The sequence below is a fragment of the Enterobacter cloacae complex sp. S2 genome, assembly GCF_015159675.1.
Lineage (GTDB): Bacteria > Pseudomonadota > Gammaproteobacteria > Enterobacterales > Enterobacteriaceae > Enterobacter > Enterobacter intestinihominis.
In genome coordinates, this window is sequence record NZ_JADDTS010000006.1 from 141,063 (window position 1) to 166,898 (window position 25,836).

The following is a 25,836-nucleotide window of genomic DNA, read 5'->3' on the forward strand; positions in this document are numbered from 1 at the left end:
AATAGCATTGAAAACGTTAAAATATTTTTCCACTCTTTTCGTTTTAGCGCTGGCGCTTATGGCCGGCTGGTGGCTCTGGAATTATTACATGCAGTCGCCCTGGACGCGTGACGGCAAGATCCGCGCAGAACAGGTCAGCATCACGCCACAGGTGTCCGGCAGTATCAGCGCGCTGCTGGTGAAGGACAACCAGTTCGTTCATGCGGGCGATGTGTTATTCCGCATCGATGAGACCCCTTTCCACATTGCGGTGCTCAATGCCCAGGCGCAGCTCGCAAAAGCTCAATCAGATCTGGCAAAAGCCAATAACGAAGCCGAACGTCGCCGACATCTGTCGAGGAATTACATCTCTGCGGAAGATCTCGATACCGCCAATATCAATGTAAAAGCCATGCAGGCCAGCCTGAAGGTTGCAGAGGCAACGCTGAAACAGGCCGAGTGGCAACTGACCCAGACCGTTGTCAAAGCTCCGGTGGATGGATGGATCACGAGCCTGTCGACCCGTGTGGGGGATTACGCCACCACAGGCCAGCCGGTCTTTGCCCTGGTAGATAGCCACTCTTTCTATGTTGTAGGTTATTTTGAAGAGACCAAGCTGCGGCATATCCGCGAGGGTGCGCCTGCCCGGATCACGCTTTACAGCGGTGCAGAAACGTTACAGGGTCACGTTAGTAGCATAGGTCGGGCAATTTACGATCAGAGCGTGGAAACCGATTCTGGTCTGGTGCCTGACATCAAACCCAACGTACCGTGGGTGCGTCTGGCTCAGCGGGTGCCTGTTCGCGTCGAGTTAGAGCAACTGCCGAAAGACATTACTCTGGTCTCTGGCACAACCTGCACCGTCGCCATCGGATCGCGATGATGAACCTGGGAGCTTTCTCCTGGCGCAATACGCCGTGGATAAAAGCGACACGGCCGCAGTGGCGTTACGCGCTGCGTAACGGCATCGCCATGTGCCTTGCGCTTACGGTTGCCTATTATCTGAATCTGGATGAGCCTTACTGGGCGATGACCTCTGCGGCGGTCGTCAGCTTCCCTACCGTCGGGGGCGTTATCAGTAAAAGCCTCGGGCGCGTGGCGGGTAGCCTGCTGGGTGCGACCGCTGCACTGCTTCTTGCCGGCCATACCCTGAACGATCCCTGGCTCTTTCTGTTAAGCATGTCGGCATGGCTGGGGCTGTGCACCTGGGCCTGCGCCCATTTTACCAACAACGTTGCGTACGCGTTTCAACTGGCAGGTTACACCGCAGCCATTATCGCCTTTCCGGTCGTCAACGTGCTGGATACCACCGAGCTATGGGACATCGCCCAGGCACGCGTATGTGAAGTGATGGTCGGCATTCTGTGCGGCGGCGTCATGATGATGATCCTGCCCAGCACCTCGGATGGCACTACGCTTATCACCGCCCTTAAAACGATGCACGCGCGTTTGCTGGAACATGCCAGCCTGCTCTGGCAGCCTGATAGCAGCGATAACATCCGTCTAGCACACGAAAAGGTCATCGGCCAGATCCTGACCATGAATCTGCTGCGCATCCAGGCTTTCTGGAGCCACTACCGTTTTCGTCGCCAGAACACGCTCCTGAACTATTTACTACACCAGCAATTGCGGATGACGAGTGCGATCTCGAGCCTTCGCCGGATGTTGCTGAACTGGCCTGCGCCGCCAGCCCATACCCGGGAAGTTATCGAGGCGCTGCTCGCCGCCCTTGCGCGTCCGGATGCCGATATCTATACCGTGGCCCGTATTATCGCGCCGCTCACCCCAACGGATGAATATGATTACCGGCACCGCGCCTTCTGGCAGCGTCTGAACTATTTCTGCCGCCTGTATCTGCGCAGCAGCCGCTGGTTAAAAGCCGTCGAAAATGCCACGCCCGTCACCGAATTTTCCGTTCCCGGTAGCCCAGCTCTGGCACGCCATACCGACGCAATGGAGGCGCTGTGGAGCGGTTTTCGTACGTTTTGCGCGTTGACGGCCGTGGGCGCATGGGCCATCACCACCCAATGGGATGCGGGCAGTGCAGCCCTGACGCTTGCGGCAATCAGCTGCGTGCTCTATTCCGTCGCAGCTTCCCCGTTTAATTCCCTGACGCTTCTGCTGCGTACGCTGGTACTGCTGTCGCTGTTCAGCTTCGTGGTGAAATTTGGTTTGATGGTGCAGATAACCGACCTCTGGCAATTTCTGCTGTTTCTCTTCCCGCTATTAACCACCATGCAGTTGCTCAAACTGCAAATGCCAAAACTGGCCGGTCTGTGGGGGCAGTTGATTGTTTTTATGGGCTCATTTATCTCTGTAACGAATCCTCCGGTTTACGATTACGCTGATTTTCTCAACGATAACCTGGCGAAGATCCTCGGCGTGGGGCTGGCGTGGCTGGCTTTCGCCGTGCTACGCCCGGGCTCGGATGCGCGTAAAAGCCGCAGGCATATTCGTGAGCTGCGCAGGGGTTTTGTCGATCAACTGAGCCGCAGGCCGCATCTGCGTGAAAGCGAGTATGAATCGCTGGTTTACCATCATGTCAGCCAGCTGAACAACAGCCAGGATTCCCTCTCCCGTCGCTGGCTACTGCGCTGGGGCGTGGTGCTGCTGAACTGTTCGCACGTGGTGTGGCAGCTGCGTGCCTGGGAGACGCGTTCCGACCCGCTTTCGCAGGTCCGCGATAATTGTATTTCCATGCTCCGCGATGTCATGAGCGAGCGCGGAGTTCAGCAACGCCCCCTGAGCGTCACGCTCGCCGAGCTTCAGCGTATTTGCGACGCTCTGGCGCACCACCATCAGCCTGCGGCCCGCGATCTGGCGTCCATTATCTGGCGGCTGCACTGCTCCCTGTCACAGCTTGAACAGGCGCCGCCACCCGGAACAATTGGCGATCAGATCACGCCGCAGGCATAGCGCGCCCCGCCGCCGCCAAGCGGTTTAGGTTGATCGGACATGTTATCGCCGCCCACATGGACCATCAGCGCCTTGCCTTTGACCTCGTCAATCTTTTTCAGCCGGGGCGCAACAACCGGATCGGTGGCTTTACCGTCGTTATTCACCACCAGCACCGGCAGATCGCCGAGGTGCCCCATACCTTCCGGGCCTTCATGCTTACCAGAGTTGTGCGGATCCAGATGCCCCCCAGCGGCCTCAGCGGCTGAAGGTTTCCCCTCTTTCATTGCGGGTTGACAGCTGCCTTTGGCATGAACGTGAAAACCATGTTCGCCGGGTGGAAGAGCCTTGAGATCGGGAGCAAATTCCAGCCCTTTATCGGTTTCGGTGATTTTCACCGTCCCGATGGACTGGCCTACCCCCTGAGAAGTGACGAGATTCATTTCAACGTCCTCGCTGGCTGCATGCGCACCTGCGCAAACAACCAGCGTGACCATTGCCAGAGCAAAACGCTTCATAAGACCTCCACGGGTTATTTTTTGCACCTTAAGTCTATACCAGCGGCGCAGATTTCACCGGAAAGTCAGACTCCACGCACTCAGGGTACGTCGTAGCCCAGCGCCGCCTTGCGGATGCGGAACCACTGCTGACGCGACATATCCAGCTCTTCAGCCACCAGCGCAGCGCGTACGCGCTCAATTTTGCCGGAGCCGATAATTGGCAGCGGTTTAGACGGCAGGCGCAGGATCCAGGCGTAAACCACCTGCTCGATGCTTTCCGCATTCAGTTCGCGGGCCACGGTTTCAAGCTCGTTACGCAGCGGCTGGAAGGCCTCATCGTTAAACAGGCGACCGCCGCCGAGACAAGACCAGGCCATCGGACGAATGCGTAACTGTTGCAGCTGATCGAGCGTTCCGTCCAGCAGCAGCGGCTGGTGAACAGGCGAAATCTCCACCTGATTCGTCGCCAGCGTAAACGGCAGGCGAGACTGCAATAGCGCAAACTGTGCCGGGGTGAAGTTAGACACGCCAAAATGACGCACTTTGCCGCTCTGGTGTAGTGTCAGGAACGCTTCCGCAACCTCATCCGCTTCCATCAATGGATCGGGACGGTGGATAAGCAGCAGGTCGATACGATCGGTGGCCAGGTTGACCAGTGACTGCTCGGCGCTTTTAACGATATGCGCGCTGTCAGTGATGTAATGCCCAAGTGCATGCTCCGGTTTTGCTGTGGTGGCAATACCGCATTTGGTCACAATCTCCATACGTTCACGCAGCGCTGGCGCACGCTTCAGCGCTTCGCCAAAAGCGGCCTCGCACTGATAGCCGCCATAAATATCAGCGTGATCGACGGTGGTGATCCCGAGATCGAGATGCTCTTCTATAAAGTCCGCCAGCTGGACCGGAGACATATTCCAGTCCTTAAGGCGCCAGTAGCCCATAACGAATCGGGAGAATTCCGGGCCCTGCGGGGCAAGGGTAATACGCTGAACCATAACATTTTCCTCAAGGAAGTCATGTCACCAGTATACGCAATTACCCTGCTAAAACAGTGAAGGTTGCTGAGGTTCTTCGGTTTCAACCGCTTTGTTTGCACGAATTTTGCGCAGCAGACGTTGTCGGCAGAGCCGTAAGACCTCCTGCTTTTGCGCGTCGCTGAAATTTTGCCAGTTAAAACGTTCATCGCGTGTGCGCATGCAGCCACGGCAGTATCCTCGTTCATCAACCTGGCAAATACCCCGGCACGGGCTCTGGACAGGGAAAAATTCCAGTTGCTCTGCCACACCTACCTCCAGAACGTCATTATTCCCTACAGTGAAGACCCTAAATGGCCTGCATGCAAGGAGTTTCCGTCACAAACAGGGCATTAAGGTTTCGCTAATCTTCCCTTCTTATACTCGCCGCATTGATATAACGAATGGTCTGGTCATCATGTGGCTCACTAAAAAGTTACACTGTAACGATACGAAATTTACCCTCGCCTGTGCGCTTTTCTTCACCGTGTTCAATGCGCTGTTTATCCAGCGCAGCTGGTCAATTATCGCACCTGCCCGTCTGCACGACGTGCTTTTTGCCGCCAGTGTGCCGCTGGTTCTGTTCTGCGGCTGGGTCATTGTTTTTAGCCTGCTGAATATTCCCTTTATTCGCAAGCCGCTCATGATTGCCCTGACCATAGGATGCGCCGCCGCGACCTGGTTTATGTACACCTATGGCGCGGTTATCGATCAAAACATGATTGTGAACGTGTTTGAGACTAACTCCCAGGAAGCGACAGCCCTGGTAACGCCGCAGCTGATCCTGTGGCTGGCCGTCGCGGGTCTGGTCCCTTCCGTCATCTTAGCCCTGACGCGCATTCGAACCGGAAAATGGTGGTATGCCCTGCTAACACGTTTCGCCGCTATACTGGGTGCGCTGCTGGTGATCATTCTCGTCGCGGCAGTGTTCTATAAAGATTATGCTTCGCTGTTCCGCAATAACAAAAGCATCGTCAAAATGGTCACTCCGGCGAACTACGTGAGCGCCGTTGTGAAGTACAGCAAAATGCGCTGGTTTGCCGGCGACCAGACGCTGGTCCGCATTGGCGAAGATGCCCATAAAGGGGCGCTGATTTCCGGCCAACGTAAGAAAACCGTGCTGGTTCTGGTGGTGGGCGAAGCCTCCCGCGCCGCAAATTACTCGTTAAATGGTTACCCGCGTGAAACCAACCCCGAGCTGAAAAAGCGGGATGTCATCAACTTCCCACAGGCCTCCTCCTGTGGCACGGAAACCGCCGTTTCCGTCCCCTGCATGTTCTCCGGCATGACGCGAAAAAAATATGACGCGGACCTCGCCTATCATCAGGAAGGACTGCTCGATGTGCTTAACCACGCCGGGTTCAACCTGCTATGGCGCGACAATGACGGCGGGTGTAAAGGTGCCTGCGACCGCGTGCCGCACACGGATATGACCCAGTGGAAACTGGATCAGTTCTGTAAGGACAAATCCTGTATCGACGACGTCAACCTGTACCGCCTGGACAACGTGCTGGACGGAATAAAGCAGGATACCGTACTGGTGATACACCTGATGGGCAGCCACGGTCCGGCTTATTACAACCGTTACCCGGACCGCTTCCGGAAATTCACCCCAACCTGCGATACCAATGAAATTCAGGATTGCGATCATCAGTCGCTGATCAATACCTATGACAACTCGATTCTGTATACCGATAGCGTGCTCAGCCGAACCATCGACGCGCTAAAAGCCCGGAAGGCCAGTATGAACACAGCGCTCATTTACCTCTCCGATCACGGCGAATCGCTGGGCGAAAGCGGAATTTACCTGCACGGTACGCCGTATATGCTGGCCCCGGAGCAGCAAACGCATATTCCGTTTATGTTCTGGCTCTCCCCGGACTATGCGAAAAACTTCGGCGTAAACACGGATTGCCTGCGTAACCATGCTGCAAAAGAGGCAGTTTCACAGGACAATTTGTTTGCCACGGTTCTGGGCATGATGGACGTGAAATCAGTGGTTTATCAGCCGCAGCTGGATATTTTGTCGCAATGTCGTCGCTAAGCGGGCTTGCATTAGACCGAACGGTCTATTAGAGTAAGAGCATGAGCAGACATACAGAACACGATACACGAGAACATTTGCTGGCTACCGGCGAGCGCCTTTGCATGCATCGCGGGTTTACCGGTATGGGGCTGAGTGAGTTATTAAAAACCGCTGAAGTGCCTAAGGGATCGTTTTATCACTATTTTCGATCCAAAGAGGCGTTTGGCGTAGCCATGCTGGAGCGGCACTACGCCAGCTACCATCAGCGCCTGGCAGCCCACTTCGCCAGCGGCGAAGGTGACTACCGGGATCGTGTTCTGAACTACTATCAGGAAACGCTGACGCAGTTCTGTCAGCAGGGCATCATCAGCGGCTGCCTGACGGTAAAACTGTCTGCCGAAGTGTGCGATCTCTCCGAAGATATGCGCACCGCCATGGATAAAGGGGCCAGCGGCGTAATCGCTCTGCTGGCTCAGGCGCTGGAAAAAGGCCGCGATGAAACAACGCTCTCCTTCTCCGGCGATCCGCTCACGCAGGCACAGGTGCTCTATTCCCTCTGGTTAGGCGCCAACCTGCAGGCAAAAATGTCTCGCAGCGCCGTGCCGCTCGAAAGCGCGCTGGCGCATGTGAAAAACTGTATTACCGCGCCTGGCGTGTAGCCGGCGTTTTTATTTACCCTTTTACTAGTCGACTGGTCTACTCAGGAGCCATTATGTCCGCTGAAAAGCTATTTACCCCACTGAAAGTGGGTGCCGTTACTGCCCCAAACCGCGTGTTTATGGCCCCACTTACCCGTCTGCGCAGCATCGAGCCGGGAGATATCCCAACGCCATTGATGGGTGAGTATTACCGTCAGCGCGCCAGCTCGGGCCTGATTATTTCCGAAGCCACGCAGATTTCTGCCCAGGCTAAAGGCTACGCCGGTGCGCCGGGTCTGCACAGCCCGGAACAGATCGCCGCGTGGAAAAAAATCACCGCAGGCGTTCATGCTGAAGATGGCCGTATTGCGGTTCAGCTGTGGCACACCGGTCGTATCTCGCACAGTAGCATCCAGCCTGGCGGTCAGGCGCCCGTTTCTGCCTCTGCCATGAATGCGAATACCCGCACTTCCCTGCGCGATGAAAACGGTAATGCTATTCGCGTCGACACCACCACGCCACGCGCGCTTGAGCTGGACGAGATCCCGGGTATCGTGAATGATTTCCGTCAGGCCGTCGCCAACGCCCGTGAAGCGGGCTTCGACCTGGTTGAGCTGCACTCTGCGCACGGCTACCTGCTGCACCAGTTCCTGTCACCGTCTTCCAATCAGCGTACCGACCAGTACGGCGGCAGCGTTGAAAACCGCGCGCGTCTGGTGCTTGAAGTGGTAGATGCCGTGTGTAATGAGTGGAGCGCAGATCGCATTGGTATTCGAGTTTCCCCAATTGGTACCTTCCAGAACGTCGACAACGGTCCGAACGAAGAAGCGGATGCGCTGTATCTGATTGAAGAGCTGGCTAAACGCGGTATCGCGTATCTGCACATGTCCGAGCCGGACTGGGCAGGCGGCAAGCCCTACAGCGAAGCCTTCCGCCAGAAAGTTCGCGAGCGCTTCCACGGCGTGATTATCGGGGCGGGCGCTTATACGGCAGAGAAAGCCGAGGATCTGATCGGTAAAGGTCTGATCGACGCCGTGGCCTTTGGCCGTGATTACATTGCTAACCCGGATCTGGTTGCCCGTTTGCAGAAGAAAGCCGAACTGAACCCGCAGCGCCCTGAAAGCTTCTATGGCGGCGGCGCGGAAGGTTATACCGACTACCCTTCACTGTAATCCCGCTTTGTACATTGATAGCGGCGACCTTTCGCCGCTATACTAAAACATCGTTTCTGTTCAAAAAGATAATCCATTCCACTGGTTAATGAGGAAATTATGCGCCTACTTCACACCATGCTGCGCGTTGGCGACCTGCAACGTTCCATCGATTTCTACACTAACGTTCTGGGCATGAAGCTGCTGCGCACCAGCGAAAATCCGGAATATAAATACTCTCTGGCGTTTGTCGGTTACGGCCCGGAATCTGAAGAAGCGGTCATCGAGCTGACCTACAACTGGGGCGTGGACAGCTACGAGCTGGGTACGGCTTACGGCCACATCGCGCTGGAAGTGGATAACGCGGCTGAAGCCTGCGAACGTATCCGCAGCAATGGCGGTAACGTCACCCGTGAAGCCGGTCCGGTTAAAGGCGGCACCACCGTGATTGCGTTTGTTGAAGATCCGGACGGGTATAAAATCGAACTGATCGAAGCTAAAGACGCTGGTCGCGGTCTGGGCAATTGATCCCGCAGGGCGCACTATGCGCCCGTTGTTTTGCTGCATCCCCTCTCAAAATTTGCCATAATGCGCACTGCTTTTTCCCCCTTGTAAGAGACCCTGATGTCCGATAACGCTCAATTTACCGGTCTGTGCGACCGTTTTCGTGGTTTTTATCCCGTTGTCATTGATGTAGAAACAGCCGGATTTAACGCTAAAACCGATGCGCTGCTTGAAATTGCCGCCATCACGCTGAAGATGGATGAACAGGGCTGGCTTGTACCGGACACCACGCTGCATTTCCACGTTGAACCCTTTGAAGGGGCAAACTTACAGCCAGAGGCGCTGGCCTTTAACGGTATCGATCCGACAAACCCGCTGCGCGGGGCGGTAAGCGAATATGAGGCGCTGCACGCCATTTTCAAAATGGTGCGCAAAGGCATGAAAGAGAATGACTGTAGCCGCGCCATCATGGTGGCCCACAACGCTACGTTCGATCACAGCTTCACCATGGCTGCCGCCGAGCGCGCCTCGCTAAAGCGTAATCCATTCCATCCGTTTGTGACCTTCGACACCGCCGCGCTGAGCGGCCTGGCGCTGGGGCAAACCGTGCTCTCTAAAGCCTGCATCACGGCGGGTATTGCGTTTGACGGCACTCAGGCGCATTCCGCGTTATACGATACCGAGCGTACGGCGGAGCTGTTCTGTGAGATCGTCAACCGCTGGAAACGTCTGGGTGGCTGGCCGCTGCCGATGGGCGACGAGGCCGATCTTCAATCGTAGACTGGGTAATCAACAGCCCCACAGGACAAAAAAAGCGACCAACATAATGTGGTCGCTTTTTTATATTCGCAGAAAACTTATTCTGCGTCCGGCTCTTCGGTTTTATACTTCGCCGCAGTCTCTTTGATCAGCTGTTGCAGTTCGCCGCGCTGATACATTTCAATCAGAATATCACAGCCGCCAACCAGTTCACCGTCAACCCACAGCTGTGGGAAGGTCGGCCAGTTTGCGTATTTTGGCAGCTCAGCGCGGATGTCCGGGTTTTGCAGGATATCAACGTAAGCAAAACGCTCACCACAGGCGGACAGCGCCTGAACCGCTTGCGCGGAGAAGCCGCAGCTTGGCAGCTTCGGAGAACCTTTCATGTACAGGAGAATCGGGTTTTCAGCGATCTGGCGCTGAATTTTTTCAATAGTGGTGCTCATGTCTTGCTTCCTTTAACTTCTGTTACGGCATCAGTCTGACATTGTAGCGGGTCAGGCCGACATCGGAAAATAACATTTTTGTCACGTCTCATTATTTTATCCGCTATCGCGTAAAGTTGCATTGATAATGACGTTTAAGGCTACGCGCCGTGCGGTTTTGCTTAAGGAGCGAACAAGAGTGCGACAGAATGGTGAATTTTTTTGCACTTGCTAACGAAACACAATTTTTGAATGAAAAATGCTATTAACTTATTCCGATTTTATGGATTAGAATCGACTGGTTTTGTAAATCTCATGCGGGTATGTATTTTGGCTCGCACTTATCAGGGGACTGCCCAGTGGCGCGGATAACTAAAATCTCGATGACGCTCTGTGCTTTACTGTTTACCACACTCTCATTTACGCCAGCGGCGAACGCCTCCGAACAGGCACGGCATTCTGCTGTACAAAAAACGCATCTGGCAAAAACCACAGAACGTAAGAAAAAAACCACCAGCAAAACAGTAAAGAAGAAAACCACCGCTCACACCAAAAAAACCGCCTCCAGTAAAACCAAAACTCTCCGTTCCGGCACGCACAAAACCACCCGTACGACCGCCAGCCTGGTGAATGATAAATGCACCGTGCGCAAAGGCCATAAAACGAAATGCGCCAAAGTGACGAAGCTGGCTGACGTGCATAAAGCGCGTATGCAGAAAGCGCAAAAAACGGCGATGAATAAACTGATGGGGCAAATAGGTAAACCATATCGCTGGGGTGGCACCTCTCCGCGCACCGGTTTTGACTGTAGTGGGCTGGTTTATTATGCCTATAAAGATCTGGTGAAGTTTCGCATTCCACGCACCGCCAATGAGATGTACCATCTGCGCGACGCCGCGCCTGTAAACCGTGGCGAACTGCAAAATGGCGACCTGGTGTTCTTCCGCACCCAGGGACGCGGTACGGCCGATCACGTTGGGGTGTATGTGGGTAACGGTAAATTTATCCAGTCACCGCGCAGCGGTCAGGACATTCAGATCACCTCCCTCAGTGAAGATTACTGGGTGCGCCACTATGTGGGTGCGCGCCGAGTGATGACGCCAAAAACCATTCGCTAGACCCTGCCCTGCCGCCTCCGTGGCGGGGTAAGTTCCTCTTTTGCATACCCTTTCAATTTGCTATTCTGTCCTTGTTGTCTGTAGGGTTATTGGCAACGTATAAAACTATAAGGAGAGTAGCAATGTCGTTCGAATTACCTGCACTACCGTATGCAAAAGACGCCCTGGCTCCGCACATTTCTGAGGAAACCCTGGAGTACCATTACGGCAAGCATCACCAGACCTATGTCACCAACCTGAATAACCTGATCAAGGGCACCGATTTTGAAGGCAAAACGCTGGAAGAGATTGTGCGCAGTTCAGACGGTGGCGTATTCAACAACGCCGCTCAGGTGTGGAACCACACCTTCTACTGGCACTGCCTGGCTCCAAATGCAGGCGGAGAACCTACCGGTGAGCTGGCCGCAGCGATTAACGCCGCGTTCGGCAGTTTCGCGGATTTCAAAGCGAAATTTACTGACGCAGCCGTTAAAAACTTTGGCTCCGGCTGGACCTGGCTGGTAAAAGAGGCTGATGGCAAACTGGCTATCGTTTCCACTTCTAATGCGGGTACCCCTCTGACCACCAGCGCAACGCCGCTGATGACCGTGGACGTATGGGAACACGCCTATTACATTGATTACCGTAATGCGCGCCCGAACTACCTGGAACATTTCTGGGCACTGGTTAACTGGGAATTTGTTGCGAAGAACTTCGCCGCATAAGGGACACGCAGAAGGGGCAACCCTTCTGCGTTTTTATTTATTCCGCCGTACACACCGCTTCTGGCTGTTTACGCCCGGACATCAACACCAGCAGCAAGCCGAGTGCGGCAATGATCGCCCCCATCACCGGCACAAAGCTGTAACCCAAACCACCCGAAATCACCGCCCCACCCGCTGCGGCTCCCAGCGCATTTCCCAGGTTAAACGCACCGATATTCACGGATGATGAGAGCCCCGGCGCCTCATGCGCAACACGCATCACGCGCATCTGCAACGGCGGCACCACGGCAAAGGTTGCGGCGCCCCACACCACCATGGCAACCGCGGCGCCCACTTCGTTACGCGCCAGCCACGGGATCGCCACCATGATGACAATCAGCAGCGTTAAAAAACCTTTCAGCGTCCCGCTGACGGAGCGATCTGCAAATTTCCCGCCGAGATAGTTGCCAATCGAGAACCCGACACCAATCAGCACCAGCATCGCGGTAACAAAGAGTGGCGTTGCGTGGGTTATGTCGTGCAGCACCGGGGAGATATAGGTGTAGAGCGTAAACATCGCCCCTGCCCCCAGCACCGTGGTGAGCAGCGCGGACAACACCTGAGGACGCATCAGCACCGCCAGCTCTTTACGTACTTCCGGACGTTCTCCCGCACTCCCTTTGGGCAGCGAGAAGAACAGCGCGACCATCGCGACCACGCCCAGTCCGGCGGTTGCGAGGAAAGACATACGCCAGCCGATGGCTTCTCCGAGCCAGGTGGCAGCGGGAACGCCGCCGATATTAGCGATGGTGAGGCCCATAAACATAGTGGCTACCGCGCTGGCCTGCTTATGTTTTGGCACTACGCTTGCGGCAACAACCGAGCCCAGCCCGAAGAAAGCGCCGTGGTTCAGGCTGGTCAGAATACGGGAAAGCATCAGCGTGGTGTAATCCGGCGAAATCGCGGAAAGCACATTTCCGAGAGTAAAAATTGCCATCAGGAAAATCAGCGCATTGCGTCGCGCGCGGTGCGAAAGCAGCAGCGTCATCAGCGGTGCGCCCACCATCACGCCGATCGCATAGGCGCTAATCAACATACCGGCCGCAGGGATAGAGACGTCCACACCCCGGGCGATAACAGGCAATAACCCCATCGGGGAGAATTCAGTGGTGCCAATCCCAAAGGCGCCAATCGCCAGGGCCAGCAGGGGGAAATTGATTTTTATGAAAAGACTCCGGATACCGTGCCGTTACCCGGCACAGACTAAGAAGGCAAAAGCATGACATCAATCACAAAAAATGAGAAGTTAACATTTTGGCAAAAGATTTTTGCCGGAGAGGTAACAATAGCGGCAAGGGAGGGAGAAGACTCTCCCTCCACCTAAATCAGTGCAGCGCAGCGGTTAAACCACCCGCAACAATCAGGGCAAGAACAACAATGGTGGTAAACAGCGAAAACTTCAGATCGGTACTCATCAATTTTTCTCCTTTTATTCACCCTACGAAAAGTGAGCTTGCTCATTTTTACACAGTTCAGGTCAAAAATCTTCCAGGATTTAAACGGATATCCACTTTACCTCTTCCCCTTTTCATCAAGATAGGACAAAATTCCACGCTAAATTTATTAGCGTACCGGCCACTGACCCCCTCCTGACGTCCTGTGTCGTTTTCCCGGCGTGTCGCAACTCATGTTTGCGTAATAAGGGTGAGAGAAGGCAAACGTTTACCTTCATTTTTTTCAGGAGCTTAGGATATGGTCTGGAGTGACATTTAATGGCAACAATTAAAGACGTAGCAAAACGCGCAAACGTTTCCACCACAACCGTATCACATGTTATTAACAAAACGCGTTTCGTCGCTGAAGAGACGCGTAATGCCGTCTGGGCGGCAATCAAAGAGCTGCACTACTCGCCAAGTGCCGTCGCCCGCAGCCTGAAGGTTAATCACACCAAATCGATTGGCCTGCTGGCCACCAGCAGTGAAGCGGCCTACTTTGCTGAAATCATCGAAGCTGTTGAAAAAAACTGCTTCCAGAAAGGCTATACCCTGATTCTGGGCAACGCGTGGAACAACATTGAAAAACAGCGTGCTTACCTGTCAATGATGGCGCAAAAGCGCGTCGACGGCCTGCTGGTCATGTGTTCTGAATACCCTGAGTCGGTCCTTTCCATGCTGGAAGAGTATCGCCACATTCCGATGGTGGTCATGGACTGGGGCGAAGCGCGGGCAGACTTCACCGACTCCGTTATTGATAACGCCTTTGAAGGCGGCTACATGGCGGGGCGTTATCTGGTAGAACGCGGTCATCTTGAAATTGGCGTGATCCCGGGTCCGCTGGAGCGTAACACCGGAGCTGGCCGTCTGGCCGGTTTCATGAAAGCGATGGAAGAGGCGCTGATCACCGTGCCGGAAAACTGGATTGTTCAGGGCGACTTCGAGCCGGAGTCGGGCTATCGCGCCATGCAGCAGATCGTCTCCCAGCCGCATCGCCCTACCGCGGTGTTCTGCGGCGGCGACATCATGGCGATGGGCGCGCTCTGCGCGGCGGATGAACTCGGCCTGCGCGTTCCGCAGGACATCTCGGTGATCGGCTATGATAACGTTCGCAACGCCCGTTTCTTTACCCCGGCGCTGACCACCATTCACCAGCCGAAAGATTCGCTGGGTGAAACGGCCTTCAATATGCTGATGGACAGGATCGTCAACAAGCGAGAACAGTCCCAGTCCATTGAAGTCCACCCGCGCCTGATTGAACGCCGTTCCGTTGCCGACGGTCCGTTCCGCGACTACCGACGTTAATCTCTTTATGGGGCCAGCTACGCTGGTCCCCGCAACCACTCCCGGTTCAGCGTTTCGCTGTCTCCCAGATAATCCAGCAGCCAGGCCATGGCGGGCGAGACGTCGTTTTGCTGCCACGTCAGACAGCATGCAGCATCCGGGAAAGGATTTTCCAGCGTCAGAGCCACCCACTCTCCCGCGTCGATGCGCGGGCGCGCAAAATGCACCGGCACCATGCCAACGCACAGCCCCGCGCTCAGACAGGTGGCTGACGACTCCCAGTCCGGCGCAACCACGCGGCGCTGATTATCCAGCAGCCAGGTAATGCGCTTGGGCAGCGAGCGGGAGGTATCTTCCAGCACCAGCGAGGGCCAGTTGCGTAAGGTGTCATCACTCAGCGGCCCGTCCAGCGCCGCCAGCGGGTGATCGCGCGCGACCACGCAGGTCCAGCTCAGCATGCCCATGTCGCGAAACGCGTAGCGCCCGCCAACCGGGATCGCCTGGGTTGCACCAATCGCCATCTCCGCCCTGCCGTCCGCCAGCGCATCCCATACGCCGTTGAACACTTCCTGCGACACACGCAGTTCGACGTCGGAAAAATGACGATAGAAATCGACGATCATCTGCCGGGTCCGCTCCGGCTTAACGATGTTATCCACCGCGATAGCGAGATGTCCGCGCCAGCCGTTGGCGATCTGCTGGCACTGCTCACGGGTGATCTGCATTTTTTTGATAACAGACCGGCCTTCCTTCAAAAACCACGCGCCGGCAGGCGTGAGCTCCACGTCGCGATGACGCCGCTCGAACAGCGGGACCGCCAGCCACGCCTCCAGCTGGCGCACCGTATAGCTGATAGCCGAGGGAACGCGGTGCAACTCCTGGGCGGCACCGGTAAAGCTGCCGTTACGCGCCACGGCATCAACCACTTCAAGGGAATAATCTGACCACATCTTTAGCCTGCAAATTTTTTGAATGCACCCACCAAATATTAGCGTTTCACAAGCTGCTTTGCACTCCCTACACTCTGCGCCAACGTACACCTGCCTCCTCAGGAGAAAAACAGTGCAACCCAGGAAAGGATTTTTAGTCTGGCTCGGCGGCTTAAGCGTGCTGGGCTTTTTGGCGACCGATATGTATCTGCCCGCGTTCGCCGCGATGCAGGAAGATTTGCAAACCCCTGCCGCCGCCATCAGCGCCAGTTTAAGTTTGTTCCTCGCCGGCTTTGCTTTTGCGCAATTGCTGTGGGGGCCGCTCTCGGATCGTTTTGGCCGTAAGCCCGTCCTGTTGTTGGGGCTGGCGATTTTTGCCGTAGGCTGTCTGGGCATGCTGTGGGTCCGCGATGCCGCCTGGCTGCTGGCGCTGCGCTTTATTCAAGCGGTCGGTGTCTGCGCCGCAGCGGTGACCTGGCAGGCGCTGGTGACCGATTACTACCCCGCATCACGCACTAACCGCATTTTCGCCACCATCATGCCGCTGGTCGGCCTGTCTCCGGCGCTCGCTCCGCTGCTGGGCAGCTGGATCCTGGCGCATTTCGACTGGCAGGCCATTTTCGCCACGCTATTTGCGATCACGCTGGTCCTGATGCTGCCCGCGTTCGGGCTTAAACCTGCGCATAAAAAAGAGACGCATCCGGACGCGAAGCCCATCACCTTTACCTCTTTACTGCTGTCGAAAGCCTATCGCGGTAACGTGCTGATTTATGCCGCCTGCTCTGCCAGCTTCTTTGCCTGGCTTACCGGTTCACCGTTCATTCTGCATGACATGGGCTACAGCCCGGCGGCTATCGGCCTGAGCTATGTACCACAGACCATCGCCTTCCTGGTGGGTGGCTATGGCTGTCGCGCCGCGCTGCAAAAATGGGAAGGCCAGCAGATGCTGCCCTGGCTGCTGGTGCTGTATGCGCTAAGCGTGATTGCGACCTGGGCTGTCGGCTTTATTCCCGGCGCCGGGCTTGCAGAAATTTTGATTCCGTTCTGCGTCATGGCGATCGCTAACGGGGCCATTTACCCTATTGTTGTAGCCCAGGCGCTGCGTCCATTCCCTCAGGCGACAGGCCGCGCTGCCGCGCTGCAAAATACCCTGCAACTTGGCCTGTGCTTCCTGGCAAGTCTCGTGGTCTCTGCATTGATTGCAACCCCGCTGCTCACCACCACCAGCGTGATGCTGGTCACCGTTGTGCTGGCAGGATTGGGTTATCGCATGCAGTCCTCCGCCCATCGCGAGCAGAGTGAAAACGCGCAGACAGAAACGTCGCACGCCTGATTACGCGGGAAACTATGTTAAAAACCAGTGATTAGGTTGCTAACAATTTTCTGTTGAATCACCAAATTTTGCGGCCTATACTGAATTTGGTTCGATTAAATACGATAAATATTAAGTGTTAACGGGAGCCGGAGCGCTCCCGTTTTACCATGGAAGGCATTTCGGCAAGGGTTATCTCCCTTCCTCTGTTCTACGTCGGATATTAGCCTCGCGGGCATTTACCGTGAGATTTCTCACAAACCAAAAAAGCGTCTACGCTGTTTTAAGGTTCTGATCACAGCAAGGTGATGGAGAAGCTATGAGTTCATCGTGTATAGAAGAAGTCAGCGTTCCGGACGATAACTGGTCCCGGATCGTCAGTGAACTGTTGGGACGTGCGGGCATTACGATTAATGGCTCATCCCCTTCCGACCCCCAGATTAAACATCCCGATTTTTTCAAACGCGTGTTACAGGAGGGATCGTTAGGGCTGGGTGAAAGCTATATGGACGGCTGGTGGGAGTGTGAGCGGCTGGATATGTTCTTCTCCAGCGTTTTACGCGCCGGTCTTGAAAATCAGCTCCCTCGTCATTTCAAAGATACGTTACGTATCGCCTCCGCCCGCCTGTTCAATCTGCAAAGTAAAAAGCGCGCGTGGATCGTCGGTAAAGAGCATTATGACCTGGGCAACGATCTTTTCAGCCGTATGCTCGACCCGTTAATGCAGTACTCCTGCGGATACTGGAAAAAAGCGACAACCCTGGAAGAGGCGCAGCAGGATAAGCTACAGCTGATTTGCGATAAGTTGCAGTTGCAGCCCGGCATGCGCGTGCTGGACATCGGCTGTGGTTGGGGCGGCCTTGCCTGGTTTATGGCGAAACATTACGGTGTCAGCGTAGTCGGCGTCACGATTTCAGCTGAACAGCAGAAGATGGCACAGGAACGCTGTCTGGGTCTGGATGTCGATATTCGGCTTCAGGATTACCGCGACCTGAATGAGCAGTTCGATCGGATTGTTTCCGTGGGTATGTTCGAGCACGTGGGGCCAAAGAACTACAAGACTTATTTCGACGTCGCCGACCATAACCTGAAGCCTGACGGAATTTTCCTGCTACACACCATCGGCTCTAAACGCACCGATAACAATGTGGATCCCTGGATCAACAAATATATCTTCCCGAATGGTTGTTTGCCCTCTGTTCGCCAGATTGCGAACGCCAGCGAACCGCATTTTATTGTGGAAGACTGGCATAACTTCGGCGCAGATTACGACACCACGCTGATGGCCTGGCATGAACGTTTCCAGGCTGCATGGCCTGAAATCGCCGACAACTATTCGGAACGATTCAAACGGATGTTCAGCTATTATCTTAATGCCTGCGCGGGTGCGTTCCGCGCGCGGGATATACAGCTGTGGCAAGTGGTGTTTAGTCGTGGGATTGAGCACGGCCTGCGCGTGGCCCGCTGAAAAATAACCCCGGGTAACCGGGGTTATTTTTTATTCTTCTTCCACGGCCTTTATTATCGCCGCCTCTTTCGCCGCCAGCACGCGCTCAACGGTATCCACGACCGCCTGGGTCTGCGGATCAATTTCGATATTTACGCGCTGCCCCAGTTTTTTTGCGCCAAGCGTAGTACGTTGCAGCGTTTCAGGAATTAAATGCACGCAAAAACGCGTTGGCGTCACTTCACCGACGGTCAGACTAATCCCATCGATGCCAATAAATCCTTTATAAAGGATGTATTTCATTAATGACGGATCCTGCACCTTAAACCAGATTTGACGGTTATTTTCCGAGGTCACGATTTTCGCCACTTCTGCAGTGGTCATAATATGGCCGGACATCAGATGCCCGCCAATCTCATCGCTGAATTTCGCCGCACGTTCAACGTTGACGGTATCCCCCACCACCAGCTCACCCAGGTTAGTGATCCGCAGCGTCTCTTTCATTAAATCAAAGCTTATCTGGTTACCGTTAATTTCGGTCACCGTCAGGCAGCAGCCGTTATGCGCTATCGACGCCCCGGTTTCAATGCCGTCGAGCATATATTCAGGCAGCTCAACTACGTGAGTGCGGAAATTCGGTTTTTCATCAATGGACACCACTTTGGCAGTGCCCTGCACAATACCAGTAAACATGCTTACAGCTCCTGTTCATTCCGAACGGCGATGACACCGTATAATCCCACCACAATAACAGTTGAAAAAACAGGTTGCCAGTGATGCGCAATTTCTGGCGATTTTTTCACTAGATAATTAGTTAAACCCCGCTACAATAGCTGGCATCCCTCTGTTTTTTCTTCTTGCTGCCAGTAACGGCGGCCTTTTTAGTCTCTCAAATAACTACAATACAAAGGTGTTCACGTGCAGAAGTATATGATCGAAGCGCGTCAGTTATTGGCACTGGCCATACCGGTGATCGTCGCGCAGGTAGCCCAAACCGCAATGGGATTTGTGGATACGGTAATGGCCGGTGGTTACAGCGCCACCGATATGGCCGCCGTGGCGATCGGAACCTCAATCTGGCTCCCGGCCATTCTGTTTGGTCACGGCCTGCTGCTGGCGCTGACGCCCGTTATCGCGCAGCTTAACGGCTCCGGTCGACGCGACCGCGTAGCCCATCAGGTGCGCCAGGGCTTCTGGCTGGCCGGGGGTGTCTCCGTCCTGATTATGATCGTCCTGTGGAACGCCGGGTATATTATTCGCGCCATGCATAATATCGACCCGGCGCTGGCAGATAAAGCAGTCGGTTATCTGCGCGCCCTGCTCTGGGGCGCGCCCGGTTATCTCTTCTTCCAGGTGGCTCGTAACCAGTGTGAAGGGCTGGCAAAAACCAAGCCGGGCATGGTGATGGGCTTTATCGGCTTGCTGGTGAACATTCCCGTGAACTACATCTTCATCTACGGTCATTTTGGCATGCCGGAACTCGGCGGCGTGGGCTGTGGCGTGGCGACGGCAGCGGTGTACTGGGTGATGTTCGGAAGCATGCTCACCTATATTAAGCATGCGCGATCCATGCGCGACATTCGCAACGACACCACCTTTAGCACGCCGGACTGGTCGATGTTGACCCGCCTGACACAGCTGGGTCTGCCCATTGCGCTGGCGCTGTTCTTTGAAGTGACGCTGTTTGCCGTTGTCGCCCTGCTGGTCTCGCCGTTAGGGATTATTGACGTGGCAGGCCACCAGATCGCCCTGAACTTCAGCTCTTTGATGTTCGTCCTGCCGATGTCCCTTGCTGCTGCGGTGACGATTCGCGTGGGGTTCCGTCTGGGGCAAGGCTCGACGCTGGATGCGCAAACGGCAGCCCGCACCGGGCTGGGCGTCGGCGTCTGCATGGCAGTCTGTACCGCGCTCTTTACCGTGCTGTTGCGTGAGCAAATTGCCCTGCTCTATAACGACAACCCGGAAGTAGTGACCCTGGCCTCGCATTTGATGCTGCTTGCGGCCATTTACCAGATCTCTGACTCCATCCAGGTAATTGGCAGCGGCGTGCTGCGTGGGTATAAAGATACGCGTTCCATCTTCTTTATCACCTTTATCGCTTACTGGGTTCTGGGCCTGCCGAGTGGGTATATTCTGGCGCTCACGGATCTGGTGGTGGATCGCATGGGGCCAGCCGGATTCTGGATGGGCTTTATCATCGGCTTAACGTCTGCAGCCATTATGATGATGCTGCGCATGCGCTTCCTGCAACGTCAGCCCTCTACGGTTATTTTGCAGCGCGCTGCACGTTAATGACCCTGTAGCCGCCGGCTGGCGGCTACTTTCTCTTCACTTTGCGCGGTAATGAAGCAATCGCGTGAAATCAGAGAGAAAAATGCATTTTCCCTCTTGCCACCTTGGGGCTGTGCCGCTAATATTCGTCCCCGTTGTCACCGACAACACAATGCGTTCATAGCTCAGTTGGTTAGAGCACCACCTTGACATGGTGGGGGTCGTTGGTTCGAGTCCAATTGAACGCACCATTCTGCGTCCGTAGCTCAGTTGGTTAGAGCACCACCTTGACATGGTGGGGGTCGGTGGTTCGAGTCCACTCGGACGCACCATTTCAGTCCTGAAATGGTGCAAAAATCCTCTTCTGAACGTCTTAATTTTTCCCTTCATTGAATGACTTAACCTTTCTCCTGCTACGCTTATTCTATGGTTCAGAAACGCAGGAACGCTTTCGATGAAAAAAATTGCCATTATCGGCTCAGGCCCAACAGGGATTTACACCTTTTACTCACTTCTTAACAACGCAGCACCGCTGTCGATCACCGTGTTCGAAAAAGCAGACCAACCCGGCGTTGGGATGCCCTACAGCGACGAGGATAACTCCCGGCTGATGCTGGCGAATATCGCCAGTATCGAAATCCCGCCCATTTTTATCACCTACCTCGACTGGCTCAAACAGCAGAGTGAAGCCCATCTTGCCCGCTATAACGTCGACAAAGACAAACTGCACGACCGGCAGTTTTTGCCCCGTATTCTGCTGGGTGAATATTTCCACGACCGTTTTCTCGCCGTCGTTGCCGAGGCGAAAAAGGCTGGGTTTCATATCGAGGTTCACCCCAACGCAGAAGTCACTGATATTAAGGCTGATGCAGACGGCGTGGCCCTGTCAGTGAACGATGCCCCTTTCTCAAGGCGGTTTGATCTTGCAGTGGTCGCCACCGGTCACGTCTGGCCTGATGAAGATGAATCCACCCGCGACTATTTCCCAAGCCCATGGTCGGGGCTGATGGACGCGGATATCCGAGCCTGTGAGGTGGGGATTATGGGTACCTCCCTCAGCGGACTGGACGCTGCTATGGCGGTAGTAATGCAGCATGGTCGGTTTAGCGGGGAGCAGTTCGTTGTCAATAAAGGTAGTGAGGGGCTAAACATCACGCTGATGTCCCGCTCGGGCGTTCTTCCGGAGGCCGACTTTTACTGCCCTATCCCTTATGAACCGCTGTCGGTGTTAACGGAGTCTGTGGCAGAAAGCGAAATTGCCAAAGGCCCTGACGGGCTGCTTGACCGCATCTTTGCGCTGATGGTGAAAGAGCTTGAGCTGGCCGATCCGCGCTGGTGCCAGGCGATAGCGATCGGCACGCTGAATGCTGACACGCTTCGTGATGTCTGGTTTGAGGATCGTAAAAAGCATGGTCCTTTCACCTGGGCCGAAGCGAATCTGAAAGAAGTGGAGCGCAATAAGTGCGAGAAACGCACCGTTGCCTGGCGCTATACCGTGCTTCGTCTGCATGAAGTAGTTCAGGCCATTGTCCCTTCACTCAATGAACGTGACAGAGAACGGTTTAAATCCGGGCTGGAGCGTGTGTTTATTGATAACTATGCCGCCATTCCACCGCAGTCTATCCGCCGGTTACTGGCACTGCGCGAGGCAGGGATCATTAGCGTAGTCGCACTCGGTGATGATTACGCCCTGGATATCGGCAGCGATCAGACCGTCATCACCACGAAAGAAAAGCGTTATCGCTTCGACGTCTTTATCGATGCCCGCGGGCAGAAACCGCTCAAAAATAAGGATATTCCCTTCCCGACGCTGCGCAAACAGCTTGAGGAAACGGGGGATGAGATACCGGACGTGGGGGAAGACTACACGTTGCTGTCACCTGCGTCTCTGCGCGGACGTATCGCTTTTGGGGCGATCCCCTGGCTGATGCACGATCATCCGTTTGTTCAGGGTTTGTCTGAGTGCGCTGAAATTGGTAAAGCGATGGCGAAAGCGGCGGGGAATCCTGCGTCGGGCGTGCGACGAAAATTACCTTTCATGGAGTTTTAACAGGGCTTCCCTGCCCTGCGGTGTCGGATTACTCGAAGAAGACTTCCGGGTTTTCCGACAACGACACGAAGGATTTAGTGTTCTTGTCCAGGGCAAGGATTTTGCCGCTTTCAATATCATACACCCAGCCGTGCAGGCGAATGGCGTTGTTGCGCAGGCCTACCGCCACCGACGGATGGGTCTTGATGTTGCTCAGCTGAGCAAAGACGTTCTCCTGCACCATCGCATTCACTTTATCGATTGGCTGATCCCAGGTTTTCTTCTCAACCACCGCTTTTGCCGCATCAGAATAGCGCAGCCAGTGGGAAACGGCTGGCATCGGCTCCAGATCGGCGTTGTCAGCAATCGCCTTCATCGCGCCGCAGTTGGAGTGGCCGCAAATAACAATATCGGTCACGCCAAGGGCCACTACCGCGTATTCGATGGTTGCAGAGACACCGCCAGGCTCCGGCCCGAACGGTGGCACAATGTTGCCCGCGTTTCGAATGACAAAGAGCTGTCCTGGCTCCTGCTGCGTGACCAGTTCCGGAACCAGACGGCTGTCGGAGCAGGAGATAAACAGCGCTTTGGGATTCTGACTGGACGCTAAACTACGAAAAAGCTCTTTACGTTGCGGGAAAATCTCTTTTTGAAAGCTGAGAAAACCTTCAATGATATGTTGCATAGCCATTTCTCTTTTATCTGTTTTAGTTTAGGTATGATCGCGATCACACTCGTAAAATTTAACCACCGTGCCTTAGCGGAGACAAGCAATATATTTCTGGCCCGACCGCTGCACAATCTCATCTGCGTTCGCCGGGATGTTTTGCCCTTCAAAGGCCCCGTACAGTCGCTGGTACGTTTTCCCGGTCAGTCGACCGATCACCGCCTCAACGGTGCGGGCAGGCAGCGGCAGCATATTCGGATAACTCCACATAAACGACACGGCGTCCTTACCAGGCGTAACCTGCAAAATATCACCGGCCAGCAGCACGCCGTCGCCTGACTGCCAGTGCAGCACCGTGCCGCCTGCAAAATGCCCGCCCAGACGCAGCAGCGTCACCGACGGCATAATCTCCAGGGCGTCCTCCTCCCAGAAGCGTATCGCCGGACTGTCACGCATCACCCACTGCCGATCGCTGGCGTGCAGATAGATCGGCGCGTTAAACGCGGCGGCCCACTCCTGCATGGTGGTGTAGTAATGCGGGTGCGAAATCGCGATCGCGCTGATGCCCCCGAGCGCGTCAACTAACGCTCTGGTCGCCGGATCGAGGTTAGCGATGCAGTCCCACAGAACATTGCCCTGCGGCGTACTCAGCAGAAGCGCCCGCTGGTTGATGGCAAAAGCGGGAACGGTTTTGATGCTGAACAGCTGTGGCTCCAGCTGTTGCCATTTGTTGGTGTGCGTGGTCGTAAGGCTGTCGAAGTCCGACCATGCCTGGCCCGTCACCGGGACATACTGGCGCTCATCGTCGCAAATCGGGCAGTTTTTGGGCTGTTCATCGTAAGCGGTACCGCAGGTTTTACAGAGTGTAATCATCGGCTTTCCTCAGCAATAAAGCACTGAGTATGGCAGGGATTATCCATATGTGCTGAGGGGTGCCTGGCCCGCTTTTTTTGACTTATACTGTGCCAGTATCAAAAACTGAATAACGCAGGTGGCACATGGAAATTGATCTCGATAACTTAGTCTTTAACGGGCTGGATGAAGCAGAAGAGCGCAACGCAGAACGTCTCGACGATGCGGATAAAAAAGCCCAGGCGATTGTCGCCGATGACGACTGCGGCGATGCCTGCAAGATCTGAAGAAAAAGCACCGGGCTCCCCGGTGCTTTTTTTATGAATACATTTGCTACCCGCTATCAGATCTCCGGCGTTTTGCTAAACCCGGTCAGCATCAGGATCAGGCTTTGTTGAGATGACCCCGTCTCAAACTGATAGTGGTTTCCCTGACGATCGCCGCCGATATACCACGAAATTTCAGTTTTCCCTTCTGCCAGCGCCTTGCGCACCGCTTTATCCACGTCCACCATCCGGTATTCGCGGGAGTGGTTCAGGTAAAGCACCGCATCCGAGCGATAGTTGCAGGGCGGCCGTGAATGCCAGCTCACGGTGGCCGGATCCCAGTCGTTGCTCGCCGGATAGAAGAAGATTTGATCAGCGCCGTTGGTTTCCACTTTCCCGCCATAAATTCTCACGCGGTATTTAAACTGGGCAGGATCCTGTCCGGCAGGCAGCGGAGGGATGTTGAACTTCACCAGCGACAATGTTTCGCTGTTTTTCGTGCGTCCACCGTTCTTCCAGTTATCCTGCACCAGTAAGACCTGGGGATCGGGTTGTGAAAGTGCGGGTTCCATGCTGCTGAGCCAGACGTTGGCCTTCGCTTTTGAATAACCATACGGCACGGTGGTGCCGCAATCCATTCCGCGGTTCATGCACAGATCGGTCATAAAGCGCGCGGCATCTTCCGTCCAGCCGTTCATGAAGTCAGCATGCGCCGTATACAGGCTCCCCCATCGCTCTTCACGTTCACTGCCATGCATGGTGGGGTCGAGGGAAAGCTGGACTTTGCTGGTATCCAGAGAGCTAATTGTCGGAAGCACGTACGCAATATTCATGTTCACCGTCGGGATCTTCACCGGGAAGGCGGACGGACACTGTCCTTTCGTATCGTAGATGGCGTTAGCCAGGCCGTGGGCGGGCTTCAGGTTGACCCCGTCCCAGCAGTTCGGGAACTGAACGCCGATATTAAACTGCACGGCATCCTTCGCCTTGCGTAAGCCGCAGACTTCACCCGTTCTGGTGGTGTAGCCCTTGCCGTTGGCGCATAAAAAGGTGATATGTGGATTTGGCGCAGTGCCGTGATGATCGCCTGCCAGCAGCGACAGCCCCGCCGGGAACGGGTGCAGCGGCCAGGCGTCAACGTTCGATGCCTGATAATAGGTTTTTTGATAGGCGGGTTTGACCACCGTTCCGTCCGGTAATTTTAGCGACGGAGCCCAGTAGGCCGAGCTGTCTGCTTTGTTATCGCAGGTGGTCTTTTCCTGGGTACGCAGCGATTCACGGCTGGAGTAAGCATCCGTTTGCACGTTACCAAAAAAATCGTGCAGCATGGCCTCGTTGGGCATGCCGTACATCATAATGGCATCATCGCCGAGGGTATGGGAATAACTGCATACAACATGCGCCTGTGGACCAGCGTGTGCCGCCTGCATGGCAAGCAATAGCACGGTGGCAGAAAGCGCGGGGGTTAATACTGTCCGTTTCATTATCATCTCCATCTGAGAAAGGAGATAGTGGTAACAAAACGGCTATCGTTTACCGAGGATTAGCCAGGGCATTTTTCCCTTCATTCTCACTTTACACGCATCACGCACAGC

General features: G+C 55.0%; 26 protein-coding genes and 2 tRNA genes. 17 read left to right on the top strand and 11 right to left on the bottom strand.

What is annotated here, in order from left to right; genetic code table 11:
* Nucleotide 1 precedes the first annotated feature (1 nt).
* Together IPZ49_RS05250 and IPZ49_RS05255 are read left to right on the top strand one after the other, a co-directional pair.
* On the top strand, nucleotides 2–862 hold the full coding sequence (locus IPZ49_RS05250) for an HlyD family secretion protein (RefSeq protein WP_046620168.1): 861 nt from the start codon (nucleotides 2–4) through the stop codon (nucleotides 860–862).
* Complete coding sequence (locus IPZ49_RS05255) at nucleotides 862–2,895, top strand: FUSC family protein (RefSeq protein ID WP_063146208.1); 2,034 nt, start codon at nucleotides 862–864, stop codon at nucleotides 2,893–2,895. Before IPZ49_RS05250 ends, IPZ49_RS05255 begins: the two co-directional genes overlap by 1 nt.
* Here IPZ49_RS05255 and sodC read toward each other — a convergent pair.
* From sodC to IPZ49_RS05270, 3 genes are all read right to left on the bottom strand, one after another.
* On the bottom strand, nucleotides 2,874–3,392 hold the full coding sequence (gene sodC, locus IPZ49_RS05260; protein ID WP_063146039.1) for a superoxide dismutase [Cu-Zn] SodC: 519 nt from the start codon (nucleotides 3,390–3,392) through the stop codon (nucleotides 2,874–2,876). The genes IPZ49_RS05255 and sodC overlap by 22 nt on opposite strands.
* 80 nt (nucleotides 3,393–3,472) lie before the next feature.
* Nucleotides 3,473–4,369, bottom strand: a complete 897-nt coding sequence (locus IPZ49_RS05265; protein ID WP_063146040.1) for an aldo/keto reductase family oxidoreductase — start codon at nucleotides 4,367–4,369, stop codon at nucleotides 3,473–3,475.
* Nucleotides 4,370–4,417: 48 nt separating this feature from the next.
* Nucleotides 4,418–4,657, bottom strand: a complete 240-nt coding sequence (locus tag IPZ49_RS05270; protein WP_023299951.1) for a DUF1289 domain-containing protein — start codon at nucleotides 4,655–4,657, stop codon at nucleotides 4,418–4,420.
* A 148-nt stretch (nucleotides 4,658–4,805) separates the two neighbouring features.
* Here IPZ49_RS05270 and eptA point away from each other — a divergent pair, with 148 nt between their 5' ends.
* The 5 genes from eptA to rnt all read left to right on the top strand — a co-directional run bounded on the left by eptA (nucleotide 4,806) and on the right by rnt (nucleotide 9,486).
* Nucleotides 4,806–6,431: a phosphoethanolamine transferase EptA gene (gene eptA / locus IPZ49_RS05275; RefSeq protein WP_063146041.1), complete on the top strand. Its 1,626-nt coding sequence runs from the start codon at nucleotides 4,806–4,808 to the stop codon at nucleotides 6,429–6,431.
* Between the two features lie 41 nt (nucleotides 6,432–6,472).
* Nucleotides 6,473–7,072, top strand: a complete 600-nt coding sequence (locus tag IPZ49_RS05280; RefSeq protein WP_022647900.1) for a TetR/AcrR family transcriptional regulator — start codon at nucleotides 6,473–6,475, stop codon at nucleotides 7,070–7,072.
* 53 nt (nucleotides 7,073–7,125) lie between these two features.
* Entirely contained in the window at nucleotides 7,126–8,223 is a 1,098-nt protein-coding gene (locus IPZ49_RS05285; protein ID WP_063146042.1) for an alkene reductase, read from the top strand.
* Nucleotides 8,224–8,322: 99 nt separating this feature from the next.
* Nucleotides 8,323–8,730 carry a lactoylglutathione lyase gene (gloA, locus tag IPZ49_RS05290; RefSeq protein ID WP_022647898.1) on the top strand — a complete coding sequence of 136 codons (408 nt, stop codon included), beginning with the start codon at nucleotides 8,323–8,325 and terminating at the stop codon, nucleotides 8,728–8,730.
* Between the two features lie 96 nt (nucleotides 8,731–8,826).
* A complete protein-coding gene (gene rnt / locus IPZ49_RS05295) occupies nucleotides 8,827–9,486 on the top strand; it encodes a ribonuclease T (protein WP_003857625.1) in 660 nt (219 codons plus the stop codon).
* Between the two features lie 77 nt (nucleotides 9,487–9,563).
* On the opposite strand, the gene grxD is transcribed toward rnt, so the two are convergent.
* Nucleotides 9,564–9,911 (bottom strand): monothiol glutaredoxin 4, encoded by a 348-nt coding sequence (gene grxD / locus IPZ49_RS05300; RefSeq protein WP_003832760.1) that lies wholly within the window; start codon nucleotides 9,909–9,911, stop codon nucleotides 9,564–9,566.
* A gap of 338 nt (nucleotides 9,912–10,249) precedes the next feature.
* Here grxD and IPZ49_RS05305 point away from each other — a divergent pair, with 338 nt between their 5' ends.
* Both IPZ49_RS05305 and sodB read left to right on the top strand, forming a co-directional pair.
* The gene (locus IPZ49_RS05305; RefSeq protein ID WP_023299947.1) at nucleotides 10,250–11,008 is read left to right on the top strand and encodes a C40 family peptidase; all 759 of its coding nucleotides are present in this window, start codon (nucleotides 10,250–10,252) and stop codon (nucleotides 11,006–11,008) included.
* Nucleotides 11,009–11,130: 122 nt separating this feature from the next.
* The gene (sodB, locus tag IPZ49_RS05310) at nucleotides 11,131–11,712 is read left to right on the top strand and encodes a superoxide dismutase [Fe] (protein ID WP_063146043.1); all 582 of its coding nucleotides are present in this window, start codon (nucleotides 11,131–11,133) and stop codon (nucleotides 11,710–11,712) included.
* 37 nt (nucleotides 11,713–11,749) lie between these two features.
* On the opposite strand, the gene IPZ49_RS05315 is transcribed toward sodB, so the two are convergent.
* Both IPZ49_RS05315 and IPZ49_RS05320 read right to left on the bottom strand, forming a co-directional pair.
* The gene (locus IPZ49_RS05315; RefSeq protein WP_045622824.1) at nucleotides 11,750–12,916 is read right to left on the bottom strand and encodes an MFS transporter; all 1,167 of its coding nucleotides are present in this window, start codon (nucleotides 12,914–12,916) and stop codon (nucleotides 11,750–11,752) included.
* A 160-nt stretch (nucleotides 12,917–13,076) separates the two neighbouring features.
* Nucleotides 13,077–13,166 (bottom strand): YnhF family membrane protein, encoded by a 90-nt coding sequence (locus IPZ49_RS05320; RefSeq protein WP_003857632.1) that lies wholly within the window; start codon nucleotides 13,164–13,166, stop codon nucleotides 13,077–13,079.
* A 297-nt stretch (nucleotides 13,167–13,463) separates the two neighbouring features.
* On the opposite strand from IPZ49_RS05320, the gene purR reads away from it, so the two are divergent.
* Entirely contained in the window at nucleotides 13,464–14,489 is a 1,026-nt protein-coding gene (gene purR, locus IPZ49_RS05325) for an HTH-type transcriptional repressor PurR (protein ID WP_063146044.1), read from the top strand.
* Between the two features lie 17 nt (nucleotides 14,490–14,506).
* Here purR and punR read toward each other — a convergent pair whose 3' ends face one another.
* On the bottom strand, nucleotides 14,507–15,418 hold the full coding sequence (punR, locus tag IPZ49_RS05330) for a DNA-binding transcriptional activator PunR (protein WP_022647895.1): 912 nt from the start codon (nucleotides 15,416–15,418) through the stop codon (nucleotides 14,507–14,509).
* Between the two features lie 112 nt (nucleotides 15,419–15,530).
* Between punR and punC the strand changes: the two genes are divergently transcribed.
* Together punC and cfa are read left to right on the top strand one after the other, a co-directional pair.
* On the top strand, nucleotides 15,531–16,730 hold the full coding sequence (punC, locus tag IPZ49_RS05335; protein WP_063146045.1) for a purine nucleoside transporter PunC: 1,200 nt from the start codon (nucleotides 15,531–15,533) through the stop codon (nucleotides 16,728–16,730).
* Nucleotides 16,731–17,028: 298 nt separating this feature from the next.
* Entirely contained in the window at nucleotides 17,029–18,177 is a 1,149-nt protein-coding gene (cfa, locus tag IPZ49_RS05340) for a cyclopropane fatty acyl phospholipid synthase (protein WP_022647893.1), read from the top strand.
* Nucleotides 18,178–18,207: 30 nt separating this feature from the next.
* Here the strand turns inward: cfa and IPZ49_RS05345 are convergent, their stop codons facing one another.
* Complete coding sequence (locus tag IPZ49_RS05345; protein ID WP_022647892.1) at nucleotides 18,208–18,849, bottom strand: riboflavin synthase; 642 nt, start codon at nucleotides 18,847–18,849, stop codon at nucleotides 18,208–18,210.
* Between the two features lie 225 nt (nucleotides 18,850–19,074).
* On the opposite strand from IPZ49_RS05345, the gene mdtK reads away from it, so the two are divergent.
* The 4 genes from mdtK to IPZ49_RS05365 all read left to right on the top strand — a co-directional run bounded on the left by mdtK (nucleotide 19,075) and on the right by IPZ49_RS05365 (nucleotide 22,477).
* Nucleotides 19,075–20,448, top strand: coding sequence for an MdtK family multidrug efflux MATE transporter (gene mdtK / locus IPZ49_RS05350; RefSeq protein WP_063146046.1), 1,374 nt, complete (start codon nucleotides 19,075–19,077; stop codon nucleotides 20,446–20,448).
* Nucleotides 20,449–20,601: 153 nt separating this feature from the next.
* Nucleotides 20,602–20,678 (top strand) — tRNA-Val (locus IPZ49_RS05355).
* A 4-nt stretch (nucleotides 20,679–20,682) separates the two neighbouring features.
* Nucleotides 20,683–20,759, top strand: a tRNA-Val gene (locus IPZ49_RS05360).
* A gap of 122 nt (nucleotides 20,760–20,881) precedes the next feature.
* The gene (locus tag IPZ49_RS05365) at nucleotides 20,882–22,477 is read left to right on the top strand and encodes an FAD-NAD(P)-binding protein (protein ID WP_063137527.1); all 1,596 of its coding nucleotides are present in this window, start codon (nucleotides 20,882–20,884) and stop codon (nucleotides 22,475–22,477) included.
* Nucleotides 22,478–22,505: 28 nt separating this feature from the next.
* Here IPZ49_RS05365 and IPZ49_RS05370 read toward each other — a convergent pair whose 3' ends face one another.
* Together IPZ49_RS05370 and IPZ49_RS05375 are read right to left on the bottom strand one after the other, a co-directional pair.
* A complete protein-coding gene (locus IPZ49_RS05370) occupies nucleotides 22,506–23,141 on the bottom strand; it encodes a carbonic anhydrase (protein WP_022647889.1) in 636 nt (211 codons plus the stop codon).
* Between the two features lie 72 nt (nucleotides 23,142–23,213).
* Complete coding sequence (locus IPZ49_RS05375) at nucleotides 23,214–23,996, bottom strand: hypothetical protein (protein ID WP_063146047.1); 783 nt, start codon at nucleotides 23,994–23,996, stop codon at nucleotides 23,214–23,216.
* Nucleotides 23,997–24,121: 125 nt separating this feature from the next.
* Here IPZ49_RS05375 and IPZ49_RS05380 point away from each other — a divergent pair, with 125 nt between their 5' ends.
* Nucleotides 24,122–24,262 carry a hypothetical protein gene (locus tag IPZ49_RS05380; protein WP_003857665.1) on the top strand — a complete coding sequence of 47 codons (141 nt, stop codon included), beginning with the start codon at nucleotides 24,122–24,124 and terminating at the stop codon, nucleotides 24,260–24,262.
* Nucleotides 24,263–24,318: 56 nt separating this feature from the next.
* On the opposite strand, the gene IPZ49_RS05385 is transcribed toward IPZ49_RS05380, so the two are convergent.
* Nucleotides 24,319–25,725: a DUF1996 domain-containing protein gene (locus IPZ49_RS05385; RefSeq protein ID WP_063146048.1), complete on the bottom strand. Its 1,407-nt coding sequence runs from the start codon at nucleotides 25,723–25,725 to the stop codon at nucleotides 24,319–24,321.
* Nucleotides 25,726–25,836 lie beyond the last annotated feature (111 nt).